This is a genomic window from Streptomyces rhizosphaerihabitans (genome assembly GCF_025399795.1).
Classification (GTDB): Bacteria; Actinomycetota; Actinomycetes; order Streptomycetales; family Streptomycetaceae; genus Streptomyces; species Streptomyces rhizosphaerihabitans.
Genome location: NZ_JAODTZ010000022.1, coordinates 94820 through 116858, shown reverse-complemented (window position 1 = coordinate 116858; position 22039 = coordinate 94820). Strand labels below are relative to the sequence as shown.

At 70.3% G+C, this 22039-nt stretch carries 19 protein-coding genes and 1 pseudogene; 12 read left to right on the top strand and 8 right to left on the bottom strand.

The genetic code is table 11. The features are described from left to right. Positions 1-117: 117 nt before the first annotated feature. The 5 genes and pseudogenes from N4G66_RS22655 to N4G66_RS22635 form a co-directional block, all read right to left on the bottom strand. Entirely contained in the window at positions 118-735 is a 618-nt protein-coding gene (locus N4G66_RS22655; RefSeq protein ID WP_261705976.1) for an RNA polymerase sigma factor, read from the bottom strand. Between the two features lie 344 nt (positions 736-1079). Then, the gene (locus N4G66_RS22650; protein WP_261705975.1) at positions 1080-1460 is read right to left on the bottom strand and encodes a hypothetical protein; all 381 of its coding nucleotides are present in this window, start codon (positions 1458-1460) and stop codon (positions 1080-1082) included. Between the two features lie 168 nt (positions 1461-1628). Then, positions 1629-2201, bottom strand: coding sequence for a hypothetical protein (locus tag N4G66_RS22645; protein WP_261705974.1), 573 nt, complete (start codon positions 2199-2201; stop codon positions 1629-1631). Between the two features lie 344 nt (positions 2202-2545). Further along, positions 2546-2632 (bottom strand): annotated as a pseudogene (locus N4G66_RS45955) (hypothetical protein); the annotation flags it as partial. 64 nt (positions 2633-2696) lie between these two features. Then, positions 2697-4343, bottom strand: coding sequence for a beta-N-acetylhexosaminidase (locus N4G66_RS22635; protein WP_391858855.1), 1647 nt, complete (start codon positions 4341-4343; stop codon positions 2697-2699). 500 nt (positions 4344-4843) lie between these two features. Between N4G66_RS22635 and N4G66_RS22630 the strand changes: the two genes are divergently transcribed. The 5 genes from N4G66_RS22630 to N4G66_RS22610 all read left to right on the top strand — a co-directional run bounded on the left by N4G66_RS22630 (position 4844) and on the right by N4G66_RS22610 (position 9021). Beyond that, complete coding sequence (locus N4G66_RS22630) at positions 4844-5413, top strand: 2-oxo-4-hydroxy-4-carboxy-5-ureidoimidazoline decarboxylase (protein WP_261706007.1); 570 nt, start codon at positions 4844-4846, stop codon at positions 5411-5413. Positions 5414-5583: 170 nt separating this feature from the next. Further along, positions 5584-5964 (top strand): succinate dehydrogenase, cytochrome b556 subunit, encoded by a 381-nt coding sequence (gene sdhC / locus N4G66_RS22625; RefSeq protein ID WP_261705972.1) that lies wholly within the window; start codon positions 5584-5586, stop codon positions 5962-5964. Positions 5965-5969: 5 nt separating this feature from the next. After that, a complete protein-coding gene (locus tag N4G66_RS22620) occupies positions 5970-6461 on the top strand; it encodes a succinate dehydrogenase hydrophobic membrane anchor subunit (RefSeq protein WP_261705971.1) in 492 nt (163 codons plus the stop codon). 23 nt (positions 6462-6484) lie between these two features. Further along, positions 6485-8242 (top strand): succinate dehydrogenase flavoprotein subunit, encoded by a 1758-nt coding sequence (gene sdhA / locus N4G66_RS22615; protein WP_261705970.1) that lies wholly within the window; start codon positions 6485-6487, stop codon positions 8240-8242. Next, positions 8242-9021, top strand: coding sequence for a succinate dehydrogenase iron-sulfur subunit (locus N4G66_RS22610; RefSeq protein ID WP_261705969.1), 780 nt, complete (start codon positions 8242-8244; stop codon positions 9019-9021). Before sdhA ends, N4G66_RS22610 begins: the two co-directional genes overlap by 1 nt. Before the next feature lie 97 nt (positions 9022-9118). On the opposite strand, the gene N4G66_RS22605 is transcribed toward N4G66_RS22610, so the two are convergent. Together N4G66_RS22605 and N4G66_RS22600 are read right to left on the bottom strand one after the other, a co-directional pair. Continuing rightward, positions 9119-11587 (bottom strand): DUF4132 domain-containing protein, encoded by a 2469-nt coding sequence (locus N4G66_RS22605; protein WP_261705968.1) that lies wholly within the window; start codon positions 11585-11587, stop codon positions 9119-9121. After that, positions 11584-11976, bottom strand: a complete 393-nt coding sequence (locus N4G66_RS22600; protein WP_261705967.1) for a hypothetical protein — start codon at positions 11974-11976, stop codon at positions 11584-11586. The genes N4G66_RS22605 and N4G66_RS22600 overlap by 4 nt, the downstream gene beginning before the upstream one ends. A gap of 149 nt (positions 11977-12125) precedes the next feature. Here N4G66_RS22600 and N4G66_RS22595 point away from each other — a divergent pair, with 149 nt between their 5' ends. From N4G66_RS22595 to N4G66_RS22580, 4 genes are all read left to right on the top strand, one after another. Continuing rightward, the gene (locus tag N4G66_RS22595; protein WP_261705966.1) at positions 12126-12542 is read left to right on the top strand and encodes a VOC family protein; all 417 of its coding nucleotides are present in this window, start codon (positions 12126-12128) and stop codon (positions 12540-12542) included. Between the two features lie 115 nt (positions 12543-12657). Further along, positions 12658-13065: a hypothetical protein gene (locus N4G66_RS22590; protein WP_261705965.1), complete on the top strand. Its 408-nt coding sequence runs from the start codon at positions 12658-12660 to the stop codon at positions 13063-13065. 5 nt (positions 13066-13070) lie between these two features. Continuing rightward, the gene (locus N4G66_RS22585; protein WP_261705964.1) at positions 13071-13595 is read left to right on the top strand and encodes a thiol-disulfide oxidoreductase DCC family protein; all 525 of its coding nucleotides are present in this window, start codon (positions 13071-13073) and stop codon (positions 13593-13595) included. Between the two features lie 93 nt (positions 13596-13688). After that, positions 13689-14408 carry a TetR/AcrR family transcriptional regulator gene (locus N4G66_RS22580; protein WP_261706006.1) on the top strand — a complete coding sequence of 240 codons (720 nt, stop codon included), beginning with the start codon at positions 13689-13691 and terminating at the stop codon, positions 14406-14408. Positions 14409-14488: 80 nt separating this feature from the next. Here the strand turns inward: N4G66_RS22580 and N4G66_RS22575 are convergent, their stop codons facing one another. After that, the gene (locus N4G66_RS22575; RefSeq protein WP_261706005.1) at positions 14489-16903 is read right to left on the bottom strand and encodes an MMPL family transporter; all 2415 of its coding nucleotides are present in this window, start codon (positions 16901-16903) and stop codon (positions 14489-14491) included. 164 nt (positions 16904-17067) lie between these two features. Here N4G66_RS22575 and N4G66_RS22570 point away from each other — a divergent pair, with 164 nt between their 5' ends. From N4G66_RS22570 to N4G66_RS22560, 3 genes are all read left to right on the top strand, one after another. After that, entirely contained in the window at positions 17068-17757 is a 690-nt protein-coding gene (locus tag N4G66_RS22570) for a response regulator transcription factor (RefSeq protein WP_261705963.1), read from the top strand. A gap of 47 nt (positions 17758-17804) precedes the next feature. After that, positions 17805-19208 (top strand): sensor histidine kinase, encoded by a 1404-nt coding sequence (locus N4G66_RS22565; protein WP_261705962.1) that lies wholly within the window; start codon positions 17805-17807, stop codon positions 19206-19208. A gap of 481 nt (positions 19209-19689) precedes the next feature. After that, positions 19690-21993, top strand: a complete 2304-nt coding sequence (locus N4G66_RS22560) for a sulfatase-like hydrolase/transferase (RefSeq protein ID WP_261705961.1) — start codon at positions 19690-19692, stop codon at positions 21991-21993. Positions 21994-22039: the final 46 nt, after the last annotated feature.

Below are 22039 nucleotides of genomic sequence, written 5' to 3'. Positions count from 1 at the left end.
CCGCTCCGCACGGCGGCTCCTCGCCCCGTGGCGGCTTGCGACCGAAGGACGACATCCCGCCGTACGACGATGCCGCCGCGGGCGACGACCGCGTGCCGGCCGTACCGGACGAACCGCTCACCCCGACTCCCCCAGCGTCCGGGACTCCTCATCCGTCACACCCGTGACGCCGAGTTGGCGCGCGAGCCGCTTCAGGCCACGGTGGGCGGAGGTGCGCACCGCGCCGGGGCGTTTGCCTAGCACGCGCGCCGCGGCCGGTCCGTCGAGTCCGACGACCACCCGCAGGAGCACCGCCTCGGCCTGGTCACGCGGCAGTCCCGCGACCAGTTCCAGGGCGTACGCGGTGGACAGGGTCTCCAGCGCCTCGTCGTGCGTGCTGTGCCTGCCGGGCAGGTCCAGGGCGTCCTGCTCGATGGCGGTTCCCCGGGGCCTCACCCTCAGCCGCCGCAGATGGTCCAGTGCCCGGTGCCGGGCGATGGTCGCGGTCCAGCCGCGGAACCCCGCTCCGTCCCCCCGGAACCGTCCCAGGTCCCGGGCGATCTCCAGCCAGGCGTCGGACGCCACGTCCTCGGCTTCGTCGCCGACGACGCCCCGCAGATAGCCGAGCAGTCCTGGCTGCACGATCCGGTACGCGACCGCGAAGGCGACCTCGTCCCCCTCTTGCGCCCGCGCCACGGCCACGCCCAGTTCCGCGTCGTACGGCTGCACGCGGCGGGGTACCCCTCCCTGGCCCAACACTGTCCTCGTTCGCACCGAGTTCGCCCGAATGTGCTCTGCCGGACGCGGTCGGCCGCGTCGACACCCCCATGGTCATCAGCGTCGGGCCCCAGGGAAATGTCACAGTGCGTCAGACGCCCCGCCCCGTCCAGCCCGACCACCGGCCGCGGACGACGGCAGCCGGGGGTGCGCCCACGCGGCAGGCAGAGGTGCAACGCGAGCTCGGAACCCAACTCCCTTACGCATAGCCCTGGTTCACCTCGCTCGACATCGAACCAGGGCTTGTCGGCCGCCCAGTGCGCGACCCGGTCGGCGAACCCGGGCTCACGGCTCGGACGACGGCCCGGCCGTCGTCACGTCGGCTAGCGGGAGGCCTCACGGCACAGCAGGCGCAGGGAGCCGTCGCCGGCGTAGCAGCGGCGGGCCTCCTCGATCGGGTCCCAGAGTCGACCGTCGGGTGTGCGCAGCCAGTGTTCGCCGCCGGTCTCCCACCACTCGGCGCCGGCCTGACGGGCGACGACCTCACCGGCGTACGCACCGAATCCGCGGAGCACGCTCTCGACGGCGGCGTACGGGGCGCCGTCCCGGCGTATCTCGTCGATCACGCGGTCGACACGCCACAGGCTCTGTGCCGAGTAGTCGAGGCGCAGCCGGGCACCCTCGCGCATGGTCGCGACCGTGTCGGCCGCCCAGCGGACGGGCTTCGTCGCAGCTGAGGGCCGGGTTGCTTGAGTTGCGTTCACACTCGATAGAGCGCGACGACGGCCGGATTCGTCACGCGTCCGGGCGAGGGTTCGCGACACCGGCCCAGGACCGCCATCTCCGCCCCAGGACCGACACAGAAACCCCTCAGGAACAAGGTTTGGGGTGCGCCGGAGCCGTACCGCCTCCGGCGCACCCGTGTCCCGGGGCTACGCCCGCCCGCGTGCCCTGCGTGACACCACCGCCCGCAGCACGCGCCGCCCCTCCGTCGACGCGTCCAGTGCCGGCCGGAGTCCGCCCTTGCCGTGCTCGGCGAGCAGTTCCAGGATGGCGACCTGACGGCGCAGTTCGGCGGCGACGAGCGGGGACATGCCCTCCGTGCGCCCCTCACGGCGTGCCGTCACACACGCCTCCGCGTCGTCGGCGTGGTCGAGGAAGCGGTGCACCTGCAGCGCCGCCACCGAGCAGGCGTCCGACCAGGCACGCAGCTCTTCCTCGGAGGGCTTCGAGGGGACGGCGTCGAGCATGACGCGGGCGAGCACGGCGGCGTGGTCCTCGTCGGTCACGGCGGGCTCCGGGTCCTCCGCGTCCAGCTTGGCGCGCGCCTCGTCGAGGCGCGTTCCCCACTCGGCCCAGGGGTCCGTCTCCGCCAGGCTCGCCCACAGGGGTCGCAGGACATCGTCGTCACCGCCCAGCAGCGGTACACACCGATCCAAACAAGCCAGACCGCTCGCCGCCAGACCTCGCTCGTCGGCCTGAGCGATCAGTTCCACCAGACTCATCACGACTCCCTCGAAATGCCTCGACAGGGCGCCCTTGCCTTACGGAGCCCGCACTTCCCCTTACTGCGTGCAACGGACCAGGAGTGTCACAGTGCGACCCCACCTTGCCTGCCGAGGAGCCGGATGAACAGGTTTTCAGCCAATTACTCCGACTCGGCACCCGGCACGCCGAGGAGCACCCGAGGGCCCCTCGGACAGGTGAGACCCGGGCCGCCGAGCGGACGAATCGGTGCGCGTCAGACGTCGGACGCGACCGGACCCTCGTGTGCCTTGCGGTCCTGCATCCGCGTCAGCTTCAGTACGACGAGGATCGCGAACACGGCGGCCACGATGTCGAAGGCGTCGGTGAACAGGGACTGGACGGCGGCATCCTGGACCGCCTGGGCGGTCGCGGCCCTGCCGGAGGCGGCGGAGGAGGCCCGGTCGGCCAGCAGCCCGATGATCCAGAACGTCCACCGGCGTTGACGAGCCGTTCCTGCCGCGCCCGGTACCGCCTCAGCCCAGCTGGTTCGCCAGTGCCTTGAACTGAGGCCAGGACAGGGCCGGCGGCCGCGGATCCCACAGTTTCTGGGTCAGGGCGCGCAGCGGCATGCGGATGCCCGCCGCGACCTGGTCCTGGGTCTGCGAGCCCGCGAGGTCGCACCAGACGGCGAAGGACCCGCCGAGGATCTGGGGGTTGTACTTCGCGGGGACCGGCGTCGTACCGCGCAGGACGAGGGGGGTCCACTGCTCGTAGATGCGCTGCCCGGTCGGGTAGACGAAGGTCTGGGGTTCGCCGAGGACGTAGTAGAGGAACTCGTCGTTGTAGTTGATGACCTTGCGGCCCGCGCTCAGATACGCGAGCGGCGGCCGGGCCCCGATCTCCTTGCCGGTCCAGTACGCCACCTGGAGTGCGCCGTCCGCCTGGACTGTGCCCCCGCTGAAGATGCCGTCGTTCCAGGCCCGTGCCGTCCGGCCGTGCCCGTGGATCAGTTTGGCGCGGTCGTTGAGCCAGCCGGTCGTGAGGTCGGCGACGCTGGCGCCCGCTCCGTACCTGTTCCTGGCCGCGGTGGCCAGCTGCGGGAAGGAGGCCGCCGGGTTCGCCACCGTCAGGGCCTGGTACTCGTCGCCGCCGAGGTGCCAGTAGGCACCGGGGAAGAGCCCCGCGTACTCGTTGAGCAGGTCGTCGACCATGGTGGCCGCCGCGGGCTTGGAGATGTCGACGGCCCCGCGGACAGGGACCCCCGACACATTGCGCAGCTGGAGGTCGGGGTGCGCCGCGATGACCGCGCCGAGGTGGCCCGGCGAGTCGATCTCGGGCACGACGGTGATGTGCCGGCTCGCCGCGAGGGCGAGGATCCGACGCACCTCCGCCTTCGTCAGGTGCTGGTTCGACACGATCTCGGGGTGCGTGTCGGACTGGATGCGGAAGCCCTGGTCGTCGGAGAAGTGCAGGCCGAGCTGGTTGTACTTCAGATCCCCGAGCTCCCGCACCCGGTCCTCGATCCAGGCCGCCGTGAAGTGCTTGCGCGCGATGTCGAGCATGAACCCGCGGAACGGCTTCGCGGGCCGGTCGCGTACGACGCCCTCCGGCGCCGTGCCGCCGCCGTGCACCTCCTGCTTGAGGGTGCGCGTGCCGTAGAAGACACCGGCCTCGGCGGGCCCGGTGATCTTGACCCGGCTGTTCTTGACAGTGAGGGAGTACGACTCCGGGCCCGCGGTCCCCTTGTCGAGGCCCAGTTCGACATCGCCGGCCTTGGCGCCCGTCCGCCCCGCGTACGTCAGCTTGAGCTCGCCGGCGAGCAGCCTGCCCTCGTCGGCGAGGCCGTTGTTGTCCACGACCACACGGGCACCGGCGGCCGGACGCCAGCCGGGGCCGCGGGCCGCGACGTGTTCCCGTACGGCCGGGATGGTGCGGGGGGCCTTGGAGAGGGGGTAGCTCCGGGTCGGCGAGGGACTGGCGGCGGGCGACAGGCCGGCGGACACGGCCTGCGACCGGTCGGCGGACGGCGCCCGCGCCCCGGCCGGCTGCCCGTCTCCGCCGGGCCAGACCGCCACAGCCACCGCGACGACACCGGCGACCGCCAGACCGCCCGCGACGAGCCCGGCCTGCCCGTTGGGCCCTGTCCGCCGCCGCGGCGCCCGCCGCCTGCCACCACTCACTCCGTCACCCTCATTCTCACCGCGCTCGCTCAACCCTGATCACTACGCTCTGCTCACTTGAATCTGCTCACTGCGCCCCACCCATTTCGCCACGCATTTCTCCCCGCCGGTCCCGCCACGCCCATGTCTGCGCCCGGGCGCTCCCCCATTCGCCCCGCCCGGTCCGCCGAGCTCATGCCGCCGCCGGGCCCGGCCCTCCATTCAGGTGTACTCCTCCATCGCGGTGTCCACCTCTCCACTCCGCTCTCCGCACTCCGCTCTCGGCGCCGCTTCTCCGCTCCCCCGCGAACTCTGCCCCGACCGTCAGCGAAGTCGTCCACCACACGCTCCGAAACTCTCCCGTGCGGGTGAAATCCGGGCATCCGTCGGACAGGTCCCGACACACCTCGATAGCGTGAGCAGCACGCCTTTCACTTCCCCCCCTGCCGAAACACACGTATCGCACGCACGTCACGCTCACTGGACGTCGCGCGTCTCACCCCCACCGCCGAGGACCCACGCTGACGTCTCACCGTCTCCCACGCCTCCCCGGCCAGGTCGCCCTCCCCGAGCAGAAGAGCGCGGCGCCGTCCCCGGCCCGCCTCGACGGGTTCAACTCCGCACCCGCCGACGAGGTCACCCGTGCCCTGCTCACCTGCTGCCGCAGCCTGCGCTGGGTCCACCGTCTGACCGACCACCGCCCCTACCCGGATCTCGGCGCGCTACTGGCCGCGGCCGACGAGGCGGCGTACGACCTGACCCCCGCCGACCTGGCCGAAGCCCTGGCCGGTGAGTCGCTCACGTCGCTCCCGGACAGCGCGTACTCCGCTGCCCACACCGCGCTGAGCGCCGCGCACGCCGCGTACGAGAGCAGATTCGGACATGTGTTCGTCATCTGTCTGGACGGATTCGCCCCCGGGGAGGCCCTCGACCGGGTGCTCGTCGGAATCCGGTCGCGCCTGACGAACGACCCCGAGGAGGAGCGGGTCATCACGGCCGACGAGCTGCGCGGACTGGCCCGCGGCCGGCTGACCCGGCTCGTCCGTCAGTTCGCCCAGGAGCCGCGAATCGCCGACATCCGGCGCCCGTAATAGCCCGAACGTGGCTGATTGATTGCCAGTTTGATCACATTGATAGGGCCGCTGTAAACGTTCCGACAACACGTCGCTACGATGGCCGGGGCCGGTGGACCGTACCCGGCCGGGCCCGACCGACAGAGAAGCCGGCGCGGCCCCAATCCCCGCTCCCGGAGGGTTCTTCCGTGCCGGCTGGAACGCTGTACCGCGGCCGGGAAGGAATGTGGTCCTGGGTGGCTCATCGAGTCACCGGCGTCCTCATCTTCTTCTTCCTGTTCGTACACGTCCTGGACACTGCTCTCGTCCGTGTCTCCCCCGAGCAATACGACAACGTCGTGGCCACGTACAAGTCGCCGATCGTCGCGCTGCTGGAATACGGCCTCGTCGCCGCCATCCTCTTCCACGCGCTCAACGGCCTGCGTGTCATCGCCGTCGATTTCTGGTCCAAGGGCCCGCGCTACCAGAAGCAGATGCTCTGGTCCGTCGTCGGTATCTGGGTCGTGCTGATGTTCGGGGCTCTTTACCCCGTCCTCGGTCACGCATTCCGCGAAGTATTCGGGAGCTGACGCAGATGTCCACTACTGACACCGCCGCTTCCGGTATCGGCCCCGTGGAGGGCGCCGGAGATTTCTCGGCCTACAGCGTCGACAACCCGGCCCCGTTCATCGAGGCCCCGCGCAAGCGCACCAAGAAGACCCCGAAGTCGACCCGCGGCAACTTCGAGATGTACGGCTGGCTCTTCATGCGCCTGTCCGGCATCGTCCTGGTCGTCCTGGTCCTCGGCCACCTGCTGATCCAGCTCGTCCTCGACGGCGGCGTCTCCAAGATCGGCTTCGCCTTCGTGGCCGGCCGCTGGGCGAGCCCCTGGTGGCAGGCCTGGGACCTCGCGATGCTGTGGCTCGCCATGCTGCACGGCTCCAACGGCCTGCGTACCGTCATCAACGACTACGCGGAACGCGCGGGCACGCGCCTGTGGCTGAAGGGCCTGCTGTACACCGCCACGGTGTTCACGATTCTGCTGGGCACGCTGGTGATCTTCACCTTCGACCCGAACATCCGCTAGGCACGGGGCTGAGGCAACCAATCATGAAGATCCACAAGTACGACACCGTCATCGTCGGCGCCGGTGGCGCCGGCATGCGCGCCGCCATCGAGGCGACGAAGCGCAGCCGCACCGCCGTGCTGACGAAGCTCTACCCGACCCGCTCCCACACGGGCGCCGCGCAGGGCGGTATGGCCGCCGCGCTCGCCAACGTGGAAGAGGACAACTGGGAGTGGCACACCTTCGACACGATCAAGGGTGGTGACTACCTGGTCGACCAGGACGCCGCCGAGATCCTGGCGAAGGAGGCCATCGACTCCGTCCTCGACCTGGAGAAGATGGGCCTGCCGTTCAACCGGACGCCCCAGGGGACGATCGACCAGCGCCGCTTCGGCGGTCACTCCCGCAACCACGGCGAGGCCCCGGTCCGCCGGTCCTGCTACGCCGCGGACCGCACCGGTCACATGATCCTCCAGACGCTCTACCAGAACTGCGTCAAAGAGGGCGTGGAGTTCTTCAACGAGTTCTACGTCCTCGACCAGCTGATCGTCGAGATCGACGGGGTCAAGCACTCGGCGGGCGTCGTCGCCTACGAGCTCGCGACCGGCGAGATCCACGTCTTCCAGGCGAAGGCCGTGATCTACGCGTCCGGCGGCACCGGCAAGTTCTTCAAGGTGACCTCCAACGCGCACACCCTGACGGGTGACGGCCAGGCGGCGGTCTACCGTCGCGGGCTGCCGCTGGAGGACATGGAGTTCTTCCAGTTCCACCCGACCGGCATCTGGCGCATGGGCATCCTGCTGACGGAGGGCGCCCGCGGTGAGGGCGGCATCCTCCGCAACAAGGACGGCGAGCGCTTCATGGAGAAGTACGCGCCGGTCATGAAGGACCTCGCGTCCCGTGACGTCGTGTCCCGCTCCATCTACACCGAGATCCGTGAGGGCCGCGGCTGCGGTCCCGAGGGCGACCACGTCTACCTCGACCTCACGCACCTCCCGCCGGAGCAGCTGGACGCCAAGCTGCCCGACATCACGGAGTTCGCGCGCACCTACCTCGGCATCGAGCCCTACACGGACCCGATCCCGATCCAGCCCACCGCGCACTACGCCATGGGCGGCATCCCGACGAACGTCCAGGGTGAGGTCCTCTCGGACAACACCACGGTCGTTCCGGGTCTGTACGCCGCCGGTGAGGTCGCGTGTGTGTCGGTGCACGGCGCCAACCGTCTCGGCACCAACTCGCTCCTGGACATCAACGTGTTCGGCAAGCGGGCCGGTGTCGCCGCCGCGGAGTACTCGGCGAAGGTCGACGCCCACATCGAGCTGCCCGAGGACCCGGCTGCTCAGGTCGTGACCCAGGTCGAGCGCCTGCGCAACTCCACGGGCACCGAGCGGGTCGCCGCGATCCGCCTGGAACTGCAGGAGTGCATGGACGCCAACGTGATGGTGTTCCGCACCGAGCAGACGATCAAGACGGCGGTCGAGAAGATCGCGGAGCTGCGCGAGCGCTACCTGAACGTCTCGATCCAGGACAAGGGCCGGCGCTTCAACACGGACCTCCTCGAAGCCGTCGAGCTGGGCAACCTGCTCGACCTGGCCGAGGTCATGGCCGTCTCCGCGCTCGCCCGCAAGGAGTCCCGCGGCGGTCACTACCGCGAGGACTACCCGACCCGCGACGACGTCAACTTCATGCGCCACACCATGGCGTACCGCGAGGTCGGCGACGACGGCACCGAGTCCATCCGTCTCGACTACAAGCCGGTCGTCCAGACCCGCTACCAGCCGATGGAGCGTAAGTACTGATGGCTACTCCCACCCTGGACAAGGCGGACGCGGCCGGCGCACCCGAGCCCGGTTTCGCCGACTCCCCGTACATCACCGCCACGTTCCGCGTCCGCCGGTTCAACCCGGAGATCTCGGCCGAGTCGGTCTGGGAAGACTTCCAGCTGGAGATCGACCCCAAGGAGCGTGTCCTCGACGCGCTGCACAAGATCAAGTGGGACCAGGACGGCACGCTCACGTTCCGCCGGTCCTGCGCGCACGGCATCTGCGGCTCGGACGCCATGCGGATCAACGGCAAGAACCGCCTCGCCTGCAAGACGCTGATCAAGGACCTGAACCCCGAGAAGCCGATCACGGTCGAGGCCATAAAGGGCCTGACGGTGCTGAAGGACCTCGTGGTCGACATGGACCCGTTCTTCCAGGCGTACCGCGACGTGATGCCCTTCCTCATCACGAAGGAGACCAACGAGCCGACGCGCGAGCGTCTGCAGTCGGCCGAGGACCGCGAGCGGTTCGACGACACGACCAAGTGCATCCTGTGCGCGGCGTGCACGTCGTCCTGCCCGGTGTTCTGGAACGACGGCCAGTACTTCGGTCCGGCCGCCATCGTGAACGCCCACCGCTTCATCTTCGACTCGCGTGACGAGGCGGGCGAGCAGCGTCTGGAGATCCTCAACGACAAGGACGGTGTGTGGCGCTGCCGCACGACGTTCAACTGCACGGACGCCTGCCCGCGCGGTATCGAGGTCACCAAGGCGATCCAGGAAGTCAAGCGCGCACTGATCACGCGCCGCTTCTGACGGTCGCTGCGCTACGCCCGAAGGGCCCCGCTCCTCCTGGAGCGGGGCCCTTCGGCGTGCCCGGTGCCGTCAGCCGCGCGGCACGCGGCCCCGCTCGTCAGAGCTGGCTGAGAATCGTCGGATCCGTGATCCGGAGATCGTCCGCCAGCAGCATCGCCTTGCTGAGGATCAGCGCCAGCATCCGGTCGCCCTCGAACGGCAGATAGCCGGTCTGGGGCTCTCCCGCCGCGGACTTCGGGACGATGCACAGGTACTGGTCGTTCGGGCTCATCAGGATGTTGCCCGAGCCCAGGTGGATCCTGTACGTGTGGCGCTCGCCCTTCACGTGCAGGAAGCGGCCCTCCAGCGTGCAGCGGTCGGCTATCGCCAGCCGGGGGATCAGGCGGTCGAGGAGGGCGCGGCGGGTCTGCGCGGTCTCGGTCAGATCGCCGAAGCCGTACGACGTCCAGTACTCCTGGAAGCGGCCGCCGGGGCCGCCGTCCTGCCAGGTCGGGTCGTTGCCGACACTGGCCACGCCGACGAACAGGTCGACGTCCCGCAGGACTTCGGACAGGACGAGCGGCGGGATCTCGGTGAGGGGCAGGGGCTCCACCGGGTCCTGGCCGTCCCACAGCCGCATGCGGTACTCGCCGCCGTCGCAGTGCGCCGAGTTCTCGGGGGCGTCGATCGGATAGAAGCGCACCTGGTCGGTGCGCAGCCGCAGATAGCTGCCGGACTCGGTGGTGTCGTCGCCGTACTCGCCGTCGCCCTCGATCCAGTACTCGGCGCGCAGGCCCCACTGGGGCAGCTCCCGGGTGGCCGGGGGCGCCTCGTCGTCGACGCAGAGGCGGAGCTTGTTGCGCCATCCCCTGATGGCGGCGAGGGAGTTGAACTGGTGCTGGCGCACGAAGTGTGCGGCGAAGCGGTTCGAGTACGTGCCCGTCGCGCGCTCGGCGTCGGTGAGGAGGTACACCTCACGGTGGGCCTGCTTGAAGGGCTGGGTGATCTCGTGCCGCTCCAGCCAGTCCCGCCAGGCGACGACCTCGGCGGGCTCACGGCCGACCGGGTGCCAGAGGGTGACCTCCTCTCCGCCCTTGACCGGATCGTCGGTGAGGGTGCGCAGCTCGCCGTTCGCGAACCCGACCGGTGTGCCGTCGACCGTCCACAGAAGGCGGCGGGCGAGGGTGCCGACGAGCGGGTGGTCGAGGTAGCGCTCGCGCCAGGTGTCGTACGCCCAGGTGCGCCGGGCGAGGAACTGCCGGTCCAGGCGCTCGACCTGTGCCGACAGCATCTTGTCGATGTCCTTGACCGCCGCCTTCAGCTCCTTGAGCTCCTCGGCGTGGTCGCGCCGCACGGCGGCGGGCACGCTCTTGACGGCCTTTCCGGTCGCGTTGTGCCAGCTCAGCACGGCGCGGGTGCCCTGGACTCCGAGGAGCGCGGTGGTCTCACCGAGCTCGTGACGTGCCTGCCCGACGTCGGTGAGCCCGTACGCCGGAACGGCCAGTTCCTCGATCTCCTCCCGGCTCAGACCGAGGGCGGTGGCCTTCTCTCCGAGGAATCCGTCGATGAGCTTGGCCGTGGCCTTGTACGTCACCCGGGTGGCCAGCCGGGCCAGTTCGGCGAGGGCTGCCTCGCCGTCGATACGGGAGAGCGCGATCGCACCGGCGTTGGCGACCTTCGGATTGCGCGGGCCCAGTCCGCTGACCTTCTTCAGGGACGTCTCGACGAGTGCGCCGAGGGCCCGGGCGGTGTCGGGGTGGGGCGGCAGCAGGGAGACCAGCCAGGCGAGGCCGCGCAGGGCGTTGGCGTTGTACGGGTCGTAGGCGTTGTTGATGTCGAACCCGTAGGCCCAGCCGGTCAGCGGGAAGGTCCGGGGGCCGCCGGCGAGGGCGAGCCAGGGCAGCGCGGTGACGCGGACCCGGTCGGCGCCGAGGGCTTCGATCAGGGTCCGCGCCTGCTCGTCCCACTTGGCGGAGGGCTTGGCGGCGGTGGCGGTCGTCAGATGGGTCAACAGGGCCTGCCAGTCGGGGGCTGAGCCGTCCCTCATGGCCTGCTCGGCCCATTCCTCGCCGACGTTGAGGACGGGTTCCGTGAGGTTCTTCGCCAGGTCCCCCACGCCCCGGGAGCGGTAACGGTCCATGGCCGTGCGGCGGAAGACCGCGACAACGGCGGGGGTCAGCCGACGGCCGGCCGTCAGCTCGGCCTCGGCCAGCACGCCCAGCCCTGACCACGACAAGAAGCTGTACTGCCTGCCGATCTCGTCGAGTTGCTTCGACCGCTCGACGGCGAGCCGGTCCCCGGGGAGACCCCGGCAGACGACACCGAGCAGGATCAGCGCGTTGTTCCGGGAGAACGATTCATCGCCGACCGAGTGATAGCGCTCCGCCAGCGCGTCGGCCAGCCGGGCCCGCTGCTCGGTGGGCAGCGTCGGCACCACGTCGAGGATCTCGGCCCAACCACCGCCCCAGTGACGTTGCTTGTAGGCCACGGCCACCCCGAGGAGGTCGGTCGCGAGCTCCCCCATATTGCCCTCGACCGCCCGCTCGCGGATCCGCTGCGCCCACTTCCCGATGCCGTTCACCGTCATCCCCCCACCAGCGCGACGAGCTTGAGGAAGGTGACCTCGGTGCCCAGGACCAGTTCGATCTCCTCGTCGGGGTCGGTCACCTGGCGCTCGCCCACGAGCACCAGGAAGCCGTTCCCCGCGAAGGCCTTGAGCGCCAGCTCGCTCTGCGCCTCCGGGTCTATCCGGCGGGGTGTACGCAGCGCGTAGCCGTTCAGCACCCGCTCGGTGTCCTCGGGCTGCACGAGGCCCTGGAACACCTCAGGCATGCGCGCGTTGTACTCGGCGACCTCCTGGAAGACCCGCCGCCGGATCAGCTCGCGCACCGCGAGCCGCTCCTCGGCGATCTCTATCCCCCAGCCGGCGCCCCGGCCCCCACTCGTCGTCTCGTCGACGAACGTCACCATTCCCATGCCGACGACACTACGAGCCACCACTGACAATCGGTCACCAGGGCCGAACCGTCAGGGGGAGGAGCCGCTTCGCCTCAACGGGTGATCACATCTTCGGCCCGCGGTCAGCCCTTCCCCGTCTCCCTCCGGTCCGCTCCTAATCTGATGGCATGTCAGACGACGTGTCATACGAGCTGCTCGGACTCGACAACGTGCTGCTGCCCGTCGGGAATCTCGGCGAGGCCGTGAGCTTCTACGAGCGCGCCGGGTTTCCGACGGCCTTCCGGCTCGACGAGGCCGGGATCGCACTGCTGAAGGTGGGCAAGGAAACGCCGGGGGTGCTGCTGCGGCTGGACGGGGAACTGGGCCACCGGCCGCCGCCGTGGGCGTCGCCGCGACTGTGGCTGGAGGTTCCGGACGCCCGCGCCGCGGCCCGCTCACTGGCCGCCGCGGGCATCGCACCCCTCGACGAGCCCTTCCCCGGCGCCACCGGATGGACCGTCGAGATCGCGGACCCGTGGGGCAACGTCATCGGCCTGACGGACTACACCAAGCGCCCCGAACTGGCCCGCAGGGCCCAGCGGTAGCCCCAGCGGCGGCCCTGGTGGACGGACGCACGAGATCCGACTTGAACATGTTCAAAAGCAGGTCTACATTCATCCCGGAGAGCGTTTTTGAACGCGTTCAAGAAGGGGTGGGGACATGGATCTCACAGTCGTCGCGTACGTCATCTATCTGCTGGTCAGCATCGCGCTGACGGTCTGGGTGGCGCGCACGCTGAGCCACAACGGGCGGATCTTCCTGTCGGACGTCCTGCACGGCAACGAGAAGCTCGCCGACGCCGTCAACCATCTGCTGGTGGTGGGCTTCTACCTCGTCAACCTGGGCTTCGTCGCGCTCTATCTGCACCAGAGCGACGAGATCTCCAACGCCCGCGAGATCTTCGAAGCCCTGTCGACGAAGCTGGGTGTCGTCCTGCTGGTGCTCGGGGTCATGCACCTGGGGAACGTCTACGTGCTGAACAAGATCCGGCGGCGGGGTGTCATGGAGCGGGAGCAGATGCCGCCGGTGCAGCCGACGGACTGGGCCGCCCCCGCGGCCGGGGCGTGAGACCGGTGGCCGGCACCTCGGCCACCCGGGACCGGGGCGCCGCGCGCGTCCCGGTCCTCGGGCTCACCGTCCTCTACGACGCGCGCTGCTCGCTGTGCGCCTTCCTGAAGCAGTGGCTCGCCCGGCAGGCGCAACTCGTGCCGCTGCGGTTCGTACCCGCGGGCTCCGAGGAGGCCGCCCGGCGCTTCCCGGGGCTCGACCACCGCGCCACCCTGGACGAGATCACCGTGGTGGGCGACGCCGGGCAGGTGTACCAGGGAGCCGCCGCCTGGGTCGTCACCCTGTGGGCGCTGCGCGAGTACCGGGCGCTGGCCCACCGGCTGAGCACTCCCACCGGTGCCAGGCTGGCCAGGGGCGCCACCCTGGCCGCCGCCAAGTGGCGCGAGTCGCAGGCGTCACAGGCATCCCGGCGATGGGGCGGTGGCTCGTACCACTGGGGCGACGGGTGGAGCTACGACCCGGCCGCGGGATGGACGTACGCGCCCCCCGCCTGCGACAGCGGCGAATGCTCGACCGTTCCCACTCGTTAGGCTCGTCCCGTGCCAGCACCGACAGACAGCCCCGGCCCCATCGGGTCCTCCGGGCCGGACGAGCCCGCCGCGGCCTCCGAGCCCTCCAAGTCCCTGGGCAAGGAGACGCCGAAGAGCCCGGCCAAGAGCGAGCAGACCCGGGCCCTGATCCTGGAGACCGCGATGCGGCTCTTCCAGGAACGGGGGTACGACAAGACGACGATGCGGGCCATCGCCCAGGAGGCCGGGGTCTCCGTCGGGAACGCGTACTACTACTTCGCCGGCAAGGAGCACCTGATCCAGGGCTTCTACGACCGGATCGCCGCCGAACACCGGGAGGCGGTCCGGGATGTGCTGGACCGCGAGACGGACCTGGAGGCCCGGCTGGGCGGCGTGCTGAGGGTGTGGCTGGACATCGCCACGCCGTACCACGAGTTCGCCGTGCAGTTCTTCAAGAACGCCGCCGACCCGGACAGCCCGCTCAGCCCCTTCTCCCCCGAGTCGGAGCACGCGCGCCTGGAGGCCATCAGCGTCCACAAGGAGGTACTGGCCGGGGCGAAGACCAAGGTGCCGGAGGAGCTGCGCGAGGTGCTGCCCGAGCTGATGTGGCTCTCCCAGATGGGGCTCGTCCTGTACTGGGTCTTCGACCGTACGGAGAGCCGCGAGCGCAGCTACCGGCTCGCCGAGCGCGGCGCCCGCCTCACCTCGCGCGGTGTCTCGCTGTCCCGTTTCCGTCTTCTGCGGCCCCTCGTCCACGAGGTGCACGAGCTGTTCACGGACTTCCTGCCGGGCATGACGAAGGCGCTGCCCGACCCGGCCAAGAAGACGGAGTAGGGGGCGGGTAAGGGGCGCCCGCCAAGCGGACACCCCTTACGGACACCCCTTGTGTCAGGACGGTTGGGCGTCCGGCGGCCTCAGTTGACCGCGTCGGCGTCCACCTCTCCCTCCACCAGCTCCACGTCGTGCACCAGCGGTTCGTCCGTGACGACCACGTGCCGTGCCCGAGCGCCGTACGAACGGGCCGTCGCCGACAGCAGATACGTCCCCGGAGCAGGCACCGAGACGATGTACGAACCGTCGGCCAGCGAGGTCACCCGGTCCAGTTGGCGGCCGCCCTTGGACAGCAGGGTGAGGACCGCTCCGTCGACGGGTACTCCCTCCGCGTCACGGACGAAGCCGTGGACGACCGACGCGCCGCCCTCGGCCGGAGCCGCGTCCTCGGACGGCGCCTCGGCCGGCTCCACCGCCAGGTGCGGCAGCCGCTTGTCCAGGCCCGCGGGCAGCCACCAGTTGGAGTTGCCGAGCAGGTGCATCGCCGCGGGGACCAGGGCCGTACGGAGGATGAAGGCGTCCAGGGCGACCGCCGCCGCGAGGCCGACGCCCGCCATCGCCGCTCCCGCGTCACCGCTCAGAACGAAGGCGAGGAAGACACAGACCATGATCAGGGCGGCGGAGTTGATGACCCTGCCGGTCTCGGCCAGACCGACCCGCACCGCGCGCGCGTTGTCCTTCGTGTGCACCCATTCCTCGTGCATACGGCTCACCAGGAACACCTGGTAGTCCATGGAGAGTCCGAAGAGGAGCGAGAGCATGATGACGGGCAGGAAGGCGTTGATCGGGCCCTCCTTGCCGAGGCCGAGCAGGCTCAGACCCCAGCCCCACTGGAAGATCGCGACAAGGACGCCGAAGGACGCGGCCGCGGCGATCAGGTTCATCAGCGCCGCCGTCAGCGGGACCACCAGGGAGCGGAAGGCGATCAGCAGGAGCAGGAAGCCGAGGCCGATGATCGTGGCGACGAAGTAGGGCAGCCGGTCGCCGGTGATGGTGGCGAAGTCCTTCGACACGGCGGTGACGCCACCTACATGGGCCGTGACCCCGGCATCCGGGATCACCCGGTCCCGCAGGGTGTCGATGAGCTGGTCGGTCTTCGTCGACTGCGGTGAGGTCGTCGGCACCACCTGGATCACCGTCACGCCGTTCGCGGGCGGCAGCGCGGCGACCGCGGCGACTCCGGACGTACTGTCGATGCTCTTCACCAGGGCGGCCGTGTCGCCGTCGGTCACGACCACCTGCAGAGGGCCGTTGAAGCCGGGCCCGAAGCCCTCGGCGAGCAGGTCGTAGGCCTTCCTGGTCGTCGTCGTGGAGTCGTCGTTGCCCTGGTCGGTGGCGCCGAGGTGCAGCGACAGGACCGGGATCGCGAGGATCGCCATCACGACCAGCGCGAGAGCGGCGATCGTACGGGGGCGACGCTGCACGTTCATCGACCAGCGGGCCGCGGCACCGCTCGCCCGCTCCGGTTCGGGTCCCCGCGCCACCAGTTTGCGCCGCTGGCGGCGGCTGAGCACCCGGGTGCCGAGAAGGCCGAGGAGCGCCGGCAGCAGGGTGGTGGCCGCGAGCACGCTGAACACGACGGTGAGGGAGGTGCCGATGACCACGCCGTCCAGGAAGCGCAGGTTCGTCACGAGCATGCCCGCGAGCGCGATGCACACCGTGCCGCCCGCGAACAGCACCGCCCGGCCCGAGGTGTTGAGGGCGACGACCGCCGACTCCTCCGGAGCCAGGCCGCGCAGGATGCCGCGGCGGTGCCGGGTGACGATGAACAACGCGTAGTCGATGCCGACGCCGAGGCCGATCAGGGTGGCCAGCAGCGGGGCCAGGTCCGGGATGTCCGTGGTGTGGCTGAGCAACTGCGTGGAGAACAGCCCCGTACCGACTCCGAAGATCGCGATGCCGATCGGCAGCAGCATGGCGAAGAGCGAACCGAAGGCGAGGAAGAGGACGACGGCCGCAGCCAGGATGCCGACCATCTCGGCGAGCCCGGTGGGCGGTTCCTGTACGCGCTGGATCGCCTGACCGCCCAACTCCACCTGGAGTCCGCCGCGTTCGGCACCCTGCGCGGTGTCGACGACCTTCTGCACCAGTTCCTTGGGGACGGCGTTCGCCTGCTCGGCGAAGGTGATCTGGGCGTACGCGATCCTGCCGTTGCGGCTGATCTGCGCGGCGCCCCGCTCCCCTTCGTACGGCCCCGCGACCTGGCCCACGCCCTTCATGCCGGCGATTCTGTCCAGTACGGGCTGGATCCGGGAGCGCACGGAGGCGTCCCTGACCGTGCCCGCGTCGACCTTCCACACCACCGTGTCGGTGTCCCCCGCGCTGTTCGGGAAGGCCTTCTCCATCTGGTCGTACGCACGCTTGGAGTCCGTGTTCGGGAGGGAGAACACGTTCGCGTAGTCCGTGCCCGCGGTGGTCGCCGCGAAGCCGAGACCGAACAGTGCACCCACCCACAGCAACAGGACCACCAGCCGGTGCCGATAGCACCACCGTGCCAATGCCGCCACGTTCAACGCTCCTTAGTCGGTCGGTCGGTCCCCCAGGTCCTGGGCACCAGGATTGGCGGCGACGCGCGCGCGTGGACATGACCCGCCCATGACTCTCAAGGAACTCCAAGGGGCGAACGGCTCCCGCTGTCGGTGGCCCCGCCGATACTGGGGGCATGACCGCTCACGAGGGAGCCACCGTCCTCGTCGTCGAGGACGAGCCGAGCATCGCGGACGTCCTCACCATCGCGCTGCGCTACCACCAGTTCGAGGTGATGGCCGCGGGCACCGTCCGCGAGGCGCTCGCCCTCGCCGAGCGCACCCGCCCCGACGCGGCGCTGCTCGACGTGATGCTCCCGGACGGCGACGGCCGAGCGCTCGGCCGTGAACTGCGGCTGCGGCAGCCCGACCTGGCCGTCGTCTTCCTCACCGCGCGGGACGCGCCCGCCGAGATCGTCGGCGCGCTCGGCTTCGGCGACGACTACATCACCAAGCCGTTCAACATCGACGAGGTCGTCGCCCGGATCACCGCCGTCCTTCGCCGTACGCGGGCCGACGACGTCCTGCCGCAGCGCCCGCCCCTGCGTTACGGCGATCTGGAACTGGACGAGACGACGTACCGGGTCCACCGCGCGGGCACCACCGTCGAGCTCACTCCCACCGAGTACGCGCTGCTGCGCTTCCTTGTCCGCAACGGCGGGCGGATCGTGCCCAAGGAGCAACTCCTGCGCCATGTGTGGCAGTACGAGCACTCCGCCGAGTCGACGGTCGTCGAGACGTACATCAGCTATCTGCGGCGCAAGCTCGAACCGCTGGGTCCGCCGGTGATCCAGACCCGCCGGGGCGTCGGATACGGCCTCGCGTGAACCTGCCCGTCCGGCCCGGCTGCCGCCCCCCGCGCCACAGGCACGGCGTGCATTCGCTGCGCGGCAAACTCACCCTCGCGAACGTGGGACTGCTGGCCCTGGGCATCGTGGTGGCGACCGCCGTGAGCCTGATGGGCATGCGGCACTATCTGCTCGACCAGGTGGACACGCAACTCGCCAAGACGCGGCAGTCGCTGGGGGTTTCGCAGCTCACCATGAGCCAGATCGACTCGCTGAGCGCCCTCGCGTTCGTACGCGACCGGATCGGGCCCGCGGTGGACGAGTCACCGAAGCCGGACTCGATCTTCGCGGCCGTCGACCGGCGGGGTGAGGCCATCGAGGTGGCCGGCTTCGAACCCACGGAGACACAGCGGGCGTTCGCCGCCGCCGTGGAGGACCCGGGCGCGCTCGCCCGCGCCGACGACCCGCGCGACATCACCGTGCGTGGCGCCGCCTACCGGGCGACCGGGGCGCGGCTCGCCGACGGGACGTACGTCCTGTTCGCCACCTCGACCGACGGACTGCACAAGGGCGTCGCGAAGGCGCTCAAGCTCGATCTGACCGTGGGCACCCTGCTGTTGGCGCTGCTCGCGTGTCTGACGATGTTCAGCGTGCGGCGCCGGATGCTGCCGCTGGAGGCCATGGTGGAAACCTCGTCCGCCATCGCGGAGGGGGATCTGACCCGGCGCGTGCCCTCCAGCCATCATCCGACCCAGGAGGTCGAACAGCTGCGGCTCGCGCTCAACTCGATGCTGCACCAGGTCGAGTCGGCCTACCGGACGCGTGAGGACAGCGCCGCCCAGTTGCGCCGGTTCGTCGGGGACGCCTCGCACGAGCTGCGCACACCGCTGGCGGCGATACGCGGCTACCTCCAGCTGTACGAGAAGGGGATGCTCACCGATCCCGTCGAGCGCAAGCGGGCCTGGGACCGGATGAACGCGGAGGCCGACCGCATGGGCCGGCTGGTCGACGAGCTGCTCACCCTGGCCCGCCTCGACCAGCGGCCCGAACTGCGCTTCAGGAACGTCGACCTGAGCCGGCTCGTGCGGGACGCGGCCGAGGACCTGCGCGCCCAGCAGCCCGGACGTCCGGTGACGGTGGCCGCCGACGGCACGCTGCTGGTGCAGGCCGACGAGTCGGGGCTGCGGCAGGTGCTGGGCAATCTCGTGGGCAACGTACGCACCCATACGCCCGACGACGTGCCGGTGCGGCTCGGTCTGGAGCGCGCGGACGGTGTCATACGGCTGTGTGTCGCGGACAAGGGACCCGGGCTGGCGCAAGCGGACGCAGCACGTGTCTTCGACCGCTTCTTCCGGGCCGGTGGCGGAGCGGGCAGCGGGCTCGGCATGGCGATCGTGCAGGGCGTGGTGCGGGCACACGGGGGCACCGTCGCGGTGCGGACGGCACCTGGCGAGGGTCTGACGGTGACGGTGACGCTGCCGGTGCGGTGAGGCACGGACGCCGGTGCGGCGACACCTCTGACGCCGGCGCGGTGGGGCCGCCGGCGGTGGTGGGCTGCAGCTCGGACGCCGGTGCGTGGGACGGCCGACGGTGGTGCGGTGAGGGCGCGGTGGGACCGCCGACGGCTACGCGGTGACACCTCGGACGCCGGTGCGGTGGGGCCGCCGGCCGTGGTGCGGTGAGGGCTCGGACGCCGGTGCGGTGGGAGCGGCGACGGCGGTGGGACGAGGGTGCTTGCACCCGTGGAGTGGGGACGAGGACGCCGGGCCGGTGACGCTCCCGGGTCTGCCCTGCGCGCCGGGACGGCCTCGCTCACACCGCCGTGACCTGCGGGAACGGACTTGGGCAGAAGCTGACCGAAGCGGTTGAACACGGGCCGCCACGGCCCCGTACACCACTATGAGGGCGAATCGGTCTCTTCCGATCGGACCGCCACGCCACCACGACGCATCGCACGGAAGGACCGCCGGGTTGTCGTTCAAAACGAGCTCTCGACAGCTGCCGAACACGGACGAGGCGCCTTCGCGCGACAAGCCGACGCCGGAGCCGCTCGCGGACGCGGCCACGGATACGGATGAGGACGCCGCCGCCTCGGGCGAGGGGGAGGCAGCGGCCGAGGCGGCCCCCGAGATCACCCCGACCGACGGGGCCACCTCGATCCACCCCGAGGACCTGGCCGGAACTCCGGCGGAAGCGACCTCCGCCGAGCGGATCTCCCCTGCCGAGACCGACGCCGACGCCCCTTCGAGCGAGGCCGAAGACCCGGACGGGACTCCGGCAGAAGCCACCCCCGCTGAAACGGTGGACGGCACCGGCACCGGCACGGACGCCGACCCCGACGCCCCCTCGGCCGAGGCCGACGTCCTGGTCGAGACGGGTACCGCCACCGATGCCGCCGCCGACAGCTCCGCCGAAGCGGTCCCGCCCGAGACCAGGACCGCGACCGCGACCGGCACGGAGACCGTGACGGAAGAACCCGCCGAGGTCGGCGCGGACGCGGACGACCCCTCGGCCCCGTCCGAGGACGCCGCGGAGAGCGGCCCCGACGCCCCGGACGCGGCCGTCGGGGGCGGGACCGGTGACGGGGCGGAGCCTCCGGGAGACGAGCCGCCCGTGCGCGGCCGGTGGCGCGGGTGGCGGGACCGGTATCCCGTCGCCGCCCGAACCCTCGCGTGGACCACGACCGTCCTCGCCGCCGGACTCGTCCTGTTCGCGCTGCTCATGCCGAACCAGGCGGACAAGTTCCAGCCGACCGAGTTCCTGCGTCTCCCGGTGGAGGCGATCTTCGGTGCCGCGCTGCTGATCGTCCTGCCCCGCAGGCCGCGGATCGCCGTGGCGGTGCTCGCCGGGCTCGCTCTGGGCGTCCTGACCATCCTGAACTTCCTCGACATCGGCTTCAACGAATATCTCGGGCGAGGCTTCAACGTCGTCCTGGACTGGTCGCTCTTCGGCGACGCGCAGGCCTACCTCCAGGACACGTTCGGCAACGGCGGCGCGCTCGGCATCGTGGGACTCGCCGTGGCGCTCGTGATCGCCGTACTGGTCCTCATGGCGATGTCGGTCGTCCGGCTGGGCAACCTGGTGGCCCGGAACACCGAGACGGCGACCCGCACGACGCTGGTCCTGGCCATCGTCTGGGTCACCTGCGCCGCGCTCGGCGTGCAGTTCACCGGAGTGCCCATAGCCTCCGAGGACGTCGCGCGGGCCGTCCAGAACCGGGCGGACGGGGTGCGCAACACACTGCGGGACGAAGCCGAGTTCGCCAAGATCGCCAAGAAGGACAACTTCGCGAACACGCCGCCCAGCCAGTTGCTCACCGACCTGCGCGGCAAGGACATGATCATCACGTTCATCGAGAGCTACGGCCGCAGTGCCATCGAGGACCCGGTCATGGCGCCGGGCGTCGACGCGACCCTGACCTCGGAGAACGAGAAGCTGACCCAGGCCGGTTTCGCGGCCAGGAGCGGCTGGCTCACCTCCGCGACGTACGGCGGCAGCAGCTGGCTCGGCCACTCCACGTTCATGTCGGGCCTGTGGATCAGCAACCAGCAGCGCTACCGCACCGTGACGGCGGGCGATCACCTGACCCTGCCCGGTGCCTTCAAGAAGACCGGCGACTACGACACCGTGGGCGTCATGCCGGGCATCCAGAAGGCCTGGCCCGAGCAGAAGTTCTACGACATCGACAAGCTCTACGACGCCCACCACCTCGGGTACAAGGGACCGAAGTTCAGCTGGTCGACCATGCCCGACCAGTACGCCCTGACCGCGTTCGAGCGCCTGGTGCACAGCAAGAAGCACGACAAGCCGCTGATGTCGACGATCATCCTGACCTCTAGCCACCAGCCCTGGGCGCCGATCCCCCAGACGGTCCCCCAGGACCAGGTCGGCGACGGATCGATCTACGACGCGATCGAGAAGGCCGGCAACAGGCCCGCGGACATCATCACCAGCTCGCCGAAGTCGAAGGTGGAGTACGGCAAGTCGATCCAGTACTCGGTGACGAGCCTCATCGACTATCTGGTGAAGTACGGCAACAAGAACACCGTGCTGATCTTCCTCGGCGACCACCAGCCGATCTCCCGGGTCAGCGGCGACCACGCCAGCCGTGACGTGCCCGTCTCGATCATCGCCAAGGATCCGAAGGTGCTCGACAAGATCGCCGACTGGGGCTGGACGGACGGCCTGCAGCCCGAGCACAACGCTCCGGTGTGGAAGATGGACTCGTTCCGTGACCGCTTCCTGACGGCGTACGGATCAACTCCGCACCCGTAGAAGGACCACCTGCTCATCCGCGGGCGGCGGCGACGGCGAGGGCCGC

Excerpts from the sequence above, each read along its gene's own strand:
- N4G66_RS22570 (WP_261705963.1), top strand. The coding sequence starts at position 17,068 with ATGACCGCTCACGAGGGAGCCACCGTCCTCGTCGTCGAGGACGAGCCG.
- N4G66_RS22610 (WP_261705969.1), top strand. The coding sequence starts at position 8,242 with ATGGCTACTCCCACCCTGGACAAGGCGGACGCGGCCGGCGCACCCGAG.
- sdhA (WP_261705970.1), top strand. The coding sequence starts at position 6,485 with ATGAAGATCCACAAGTACGACACCGTCATCGTCGGCGCCGGTGGCGCC.
- N4G66_RS22605 (WP_261705968.1), bottom strand. The coding sequence starts at position 11,587 with ATGACGGTGAACGGCATCGGGAAGTGGGCGCAGCGGATCCGCGAGCGG.
- N4G66_RS22600 (WP_261705967.1), bottom strand. The coding sequence starts at position 11,976 with ATGGGAATGGTGACGTTCGTCGACGAGACGACGAGTGGGGGCCGGGGC.
- N4G66_RS22590 (WP_261705965.1), top strand. The coding sequence starts at position 12,658 with ATGGATCTCACAGTCGTCGCGTACGTCATCTATCTGCTGGTCAGCATC.
- N4G66_RS22595 (WP_261705966.1), top strand. The coding sequence starts at position 12,126 with ATGTCAGACGACGTGTCATACGAGCTGCTCGGACTCGACAACGTGCTG.
- N4G66_RS22620 (WP_261705971.1), top strand. The coding sequence starts at position 5,970 with ATGTCCACTACTGACACCGCCGCTTCCGGTATCGGCCCCGTGGAGGGC.
- N4G66_RS22645 (WP_261705974.1), bottom strand. The coding sequence starts at position 2,201 with ATGAGTCTGGTGGAACTGATCGCTCAGGCCGACGAGCGAGGTCTGGCG.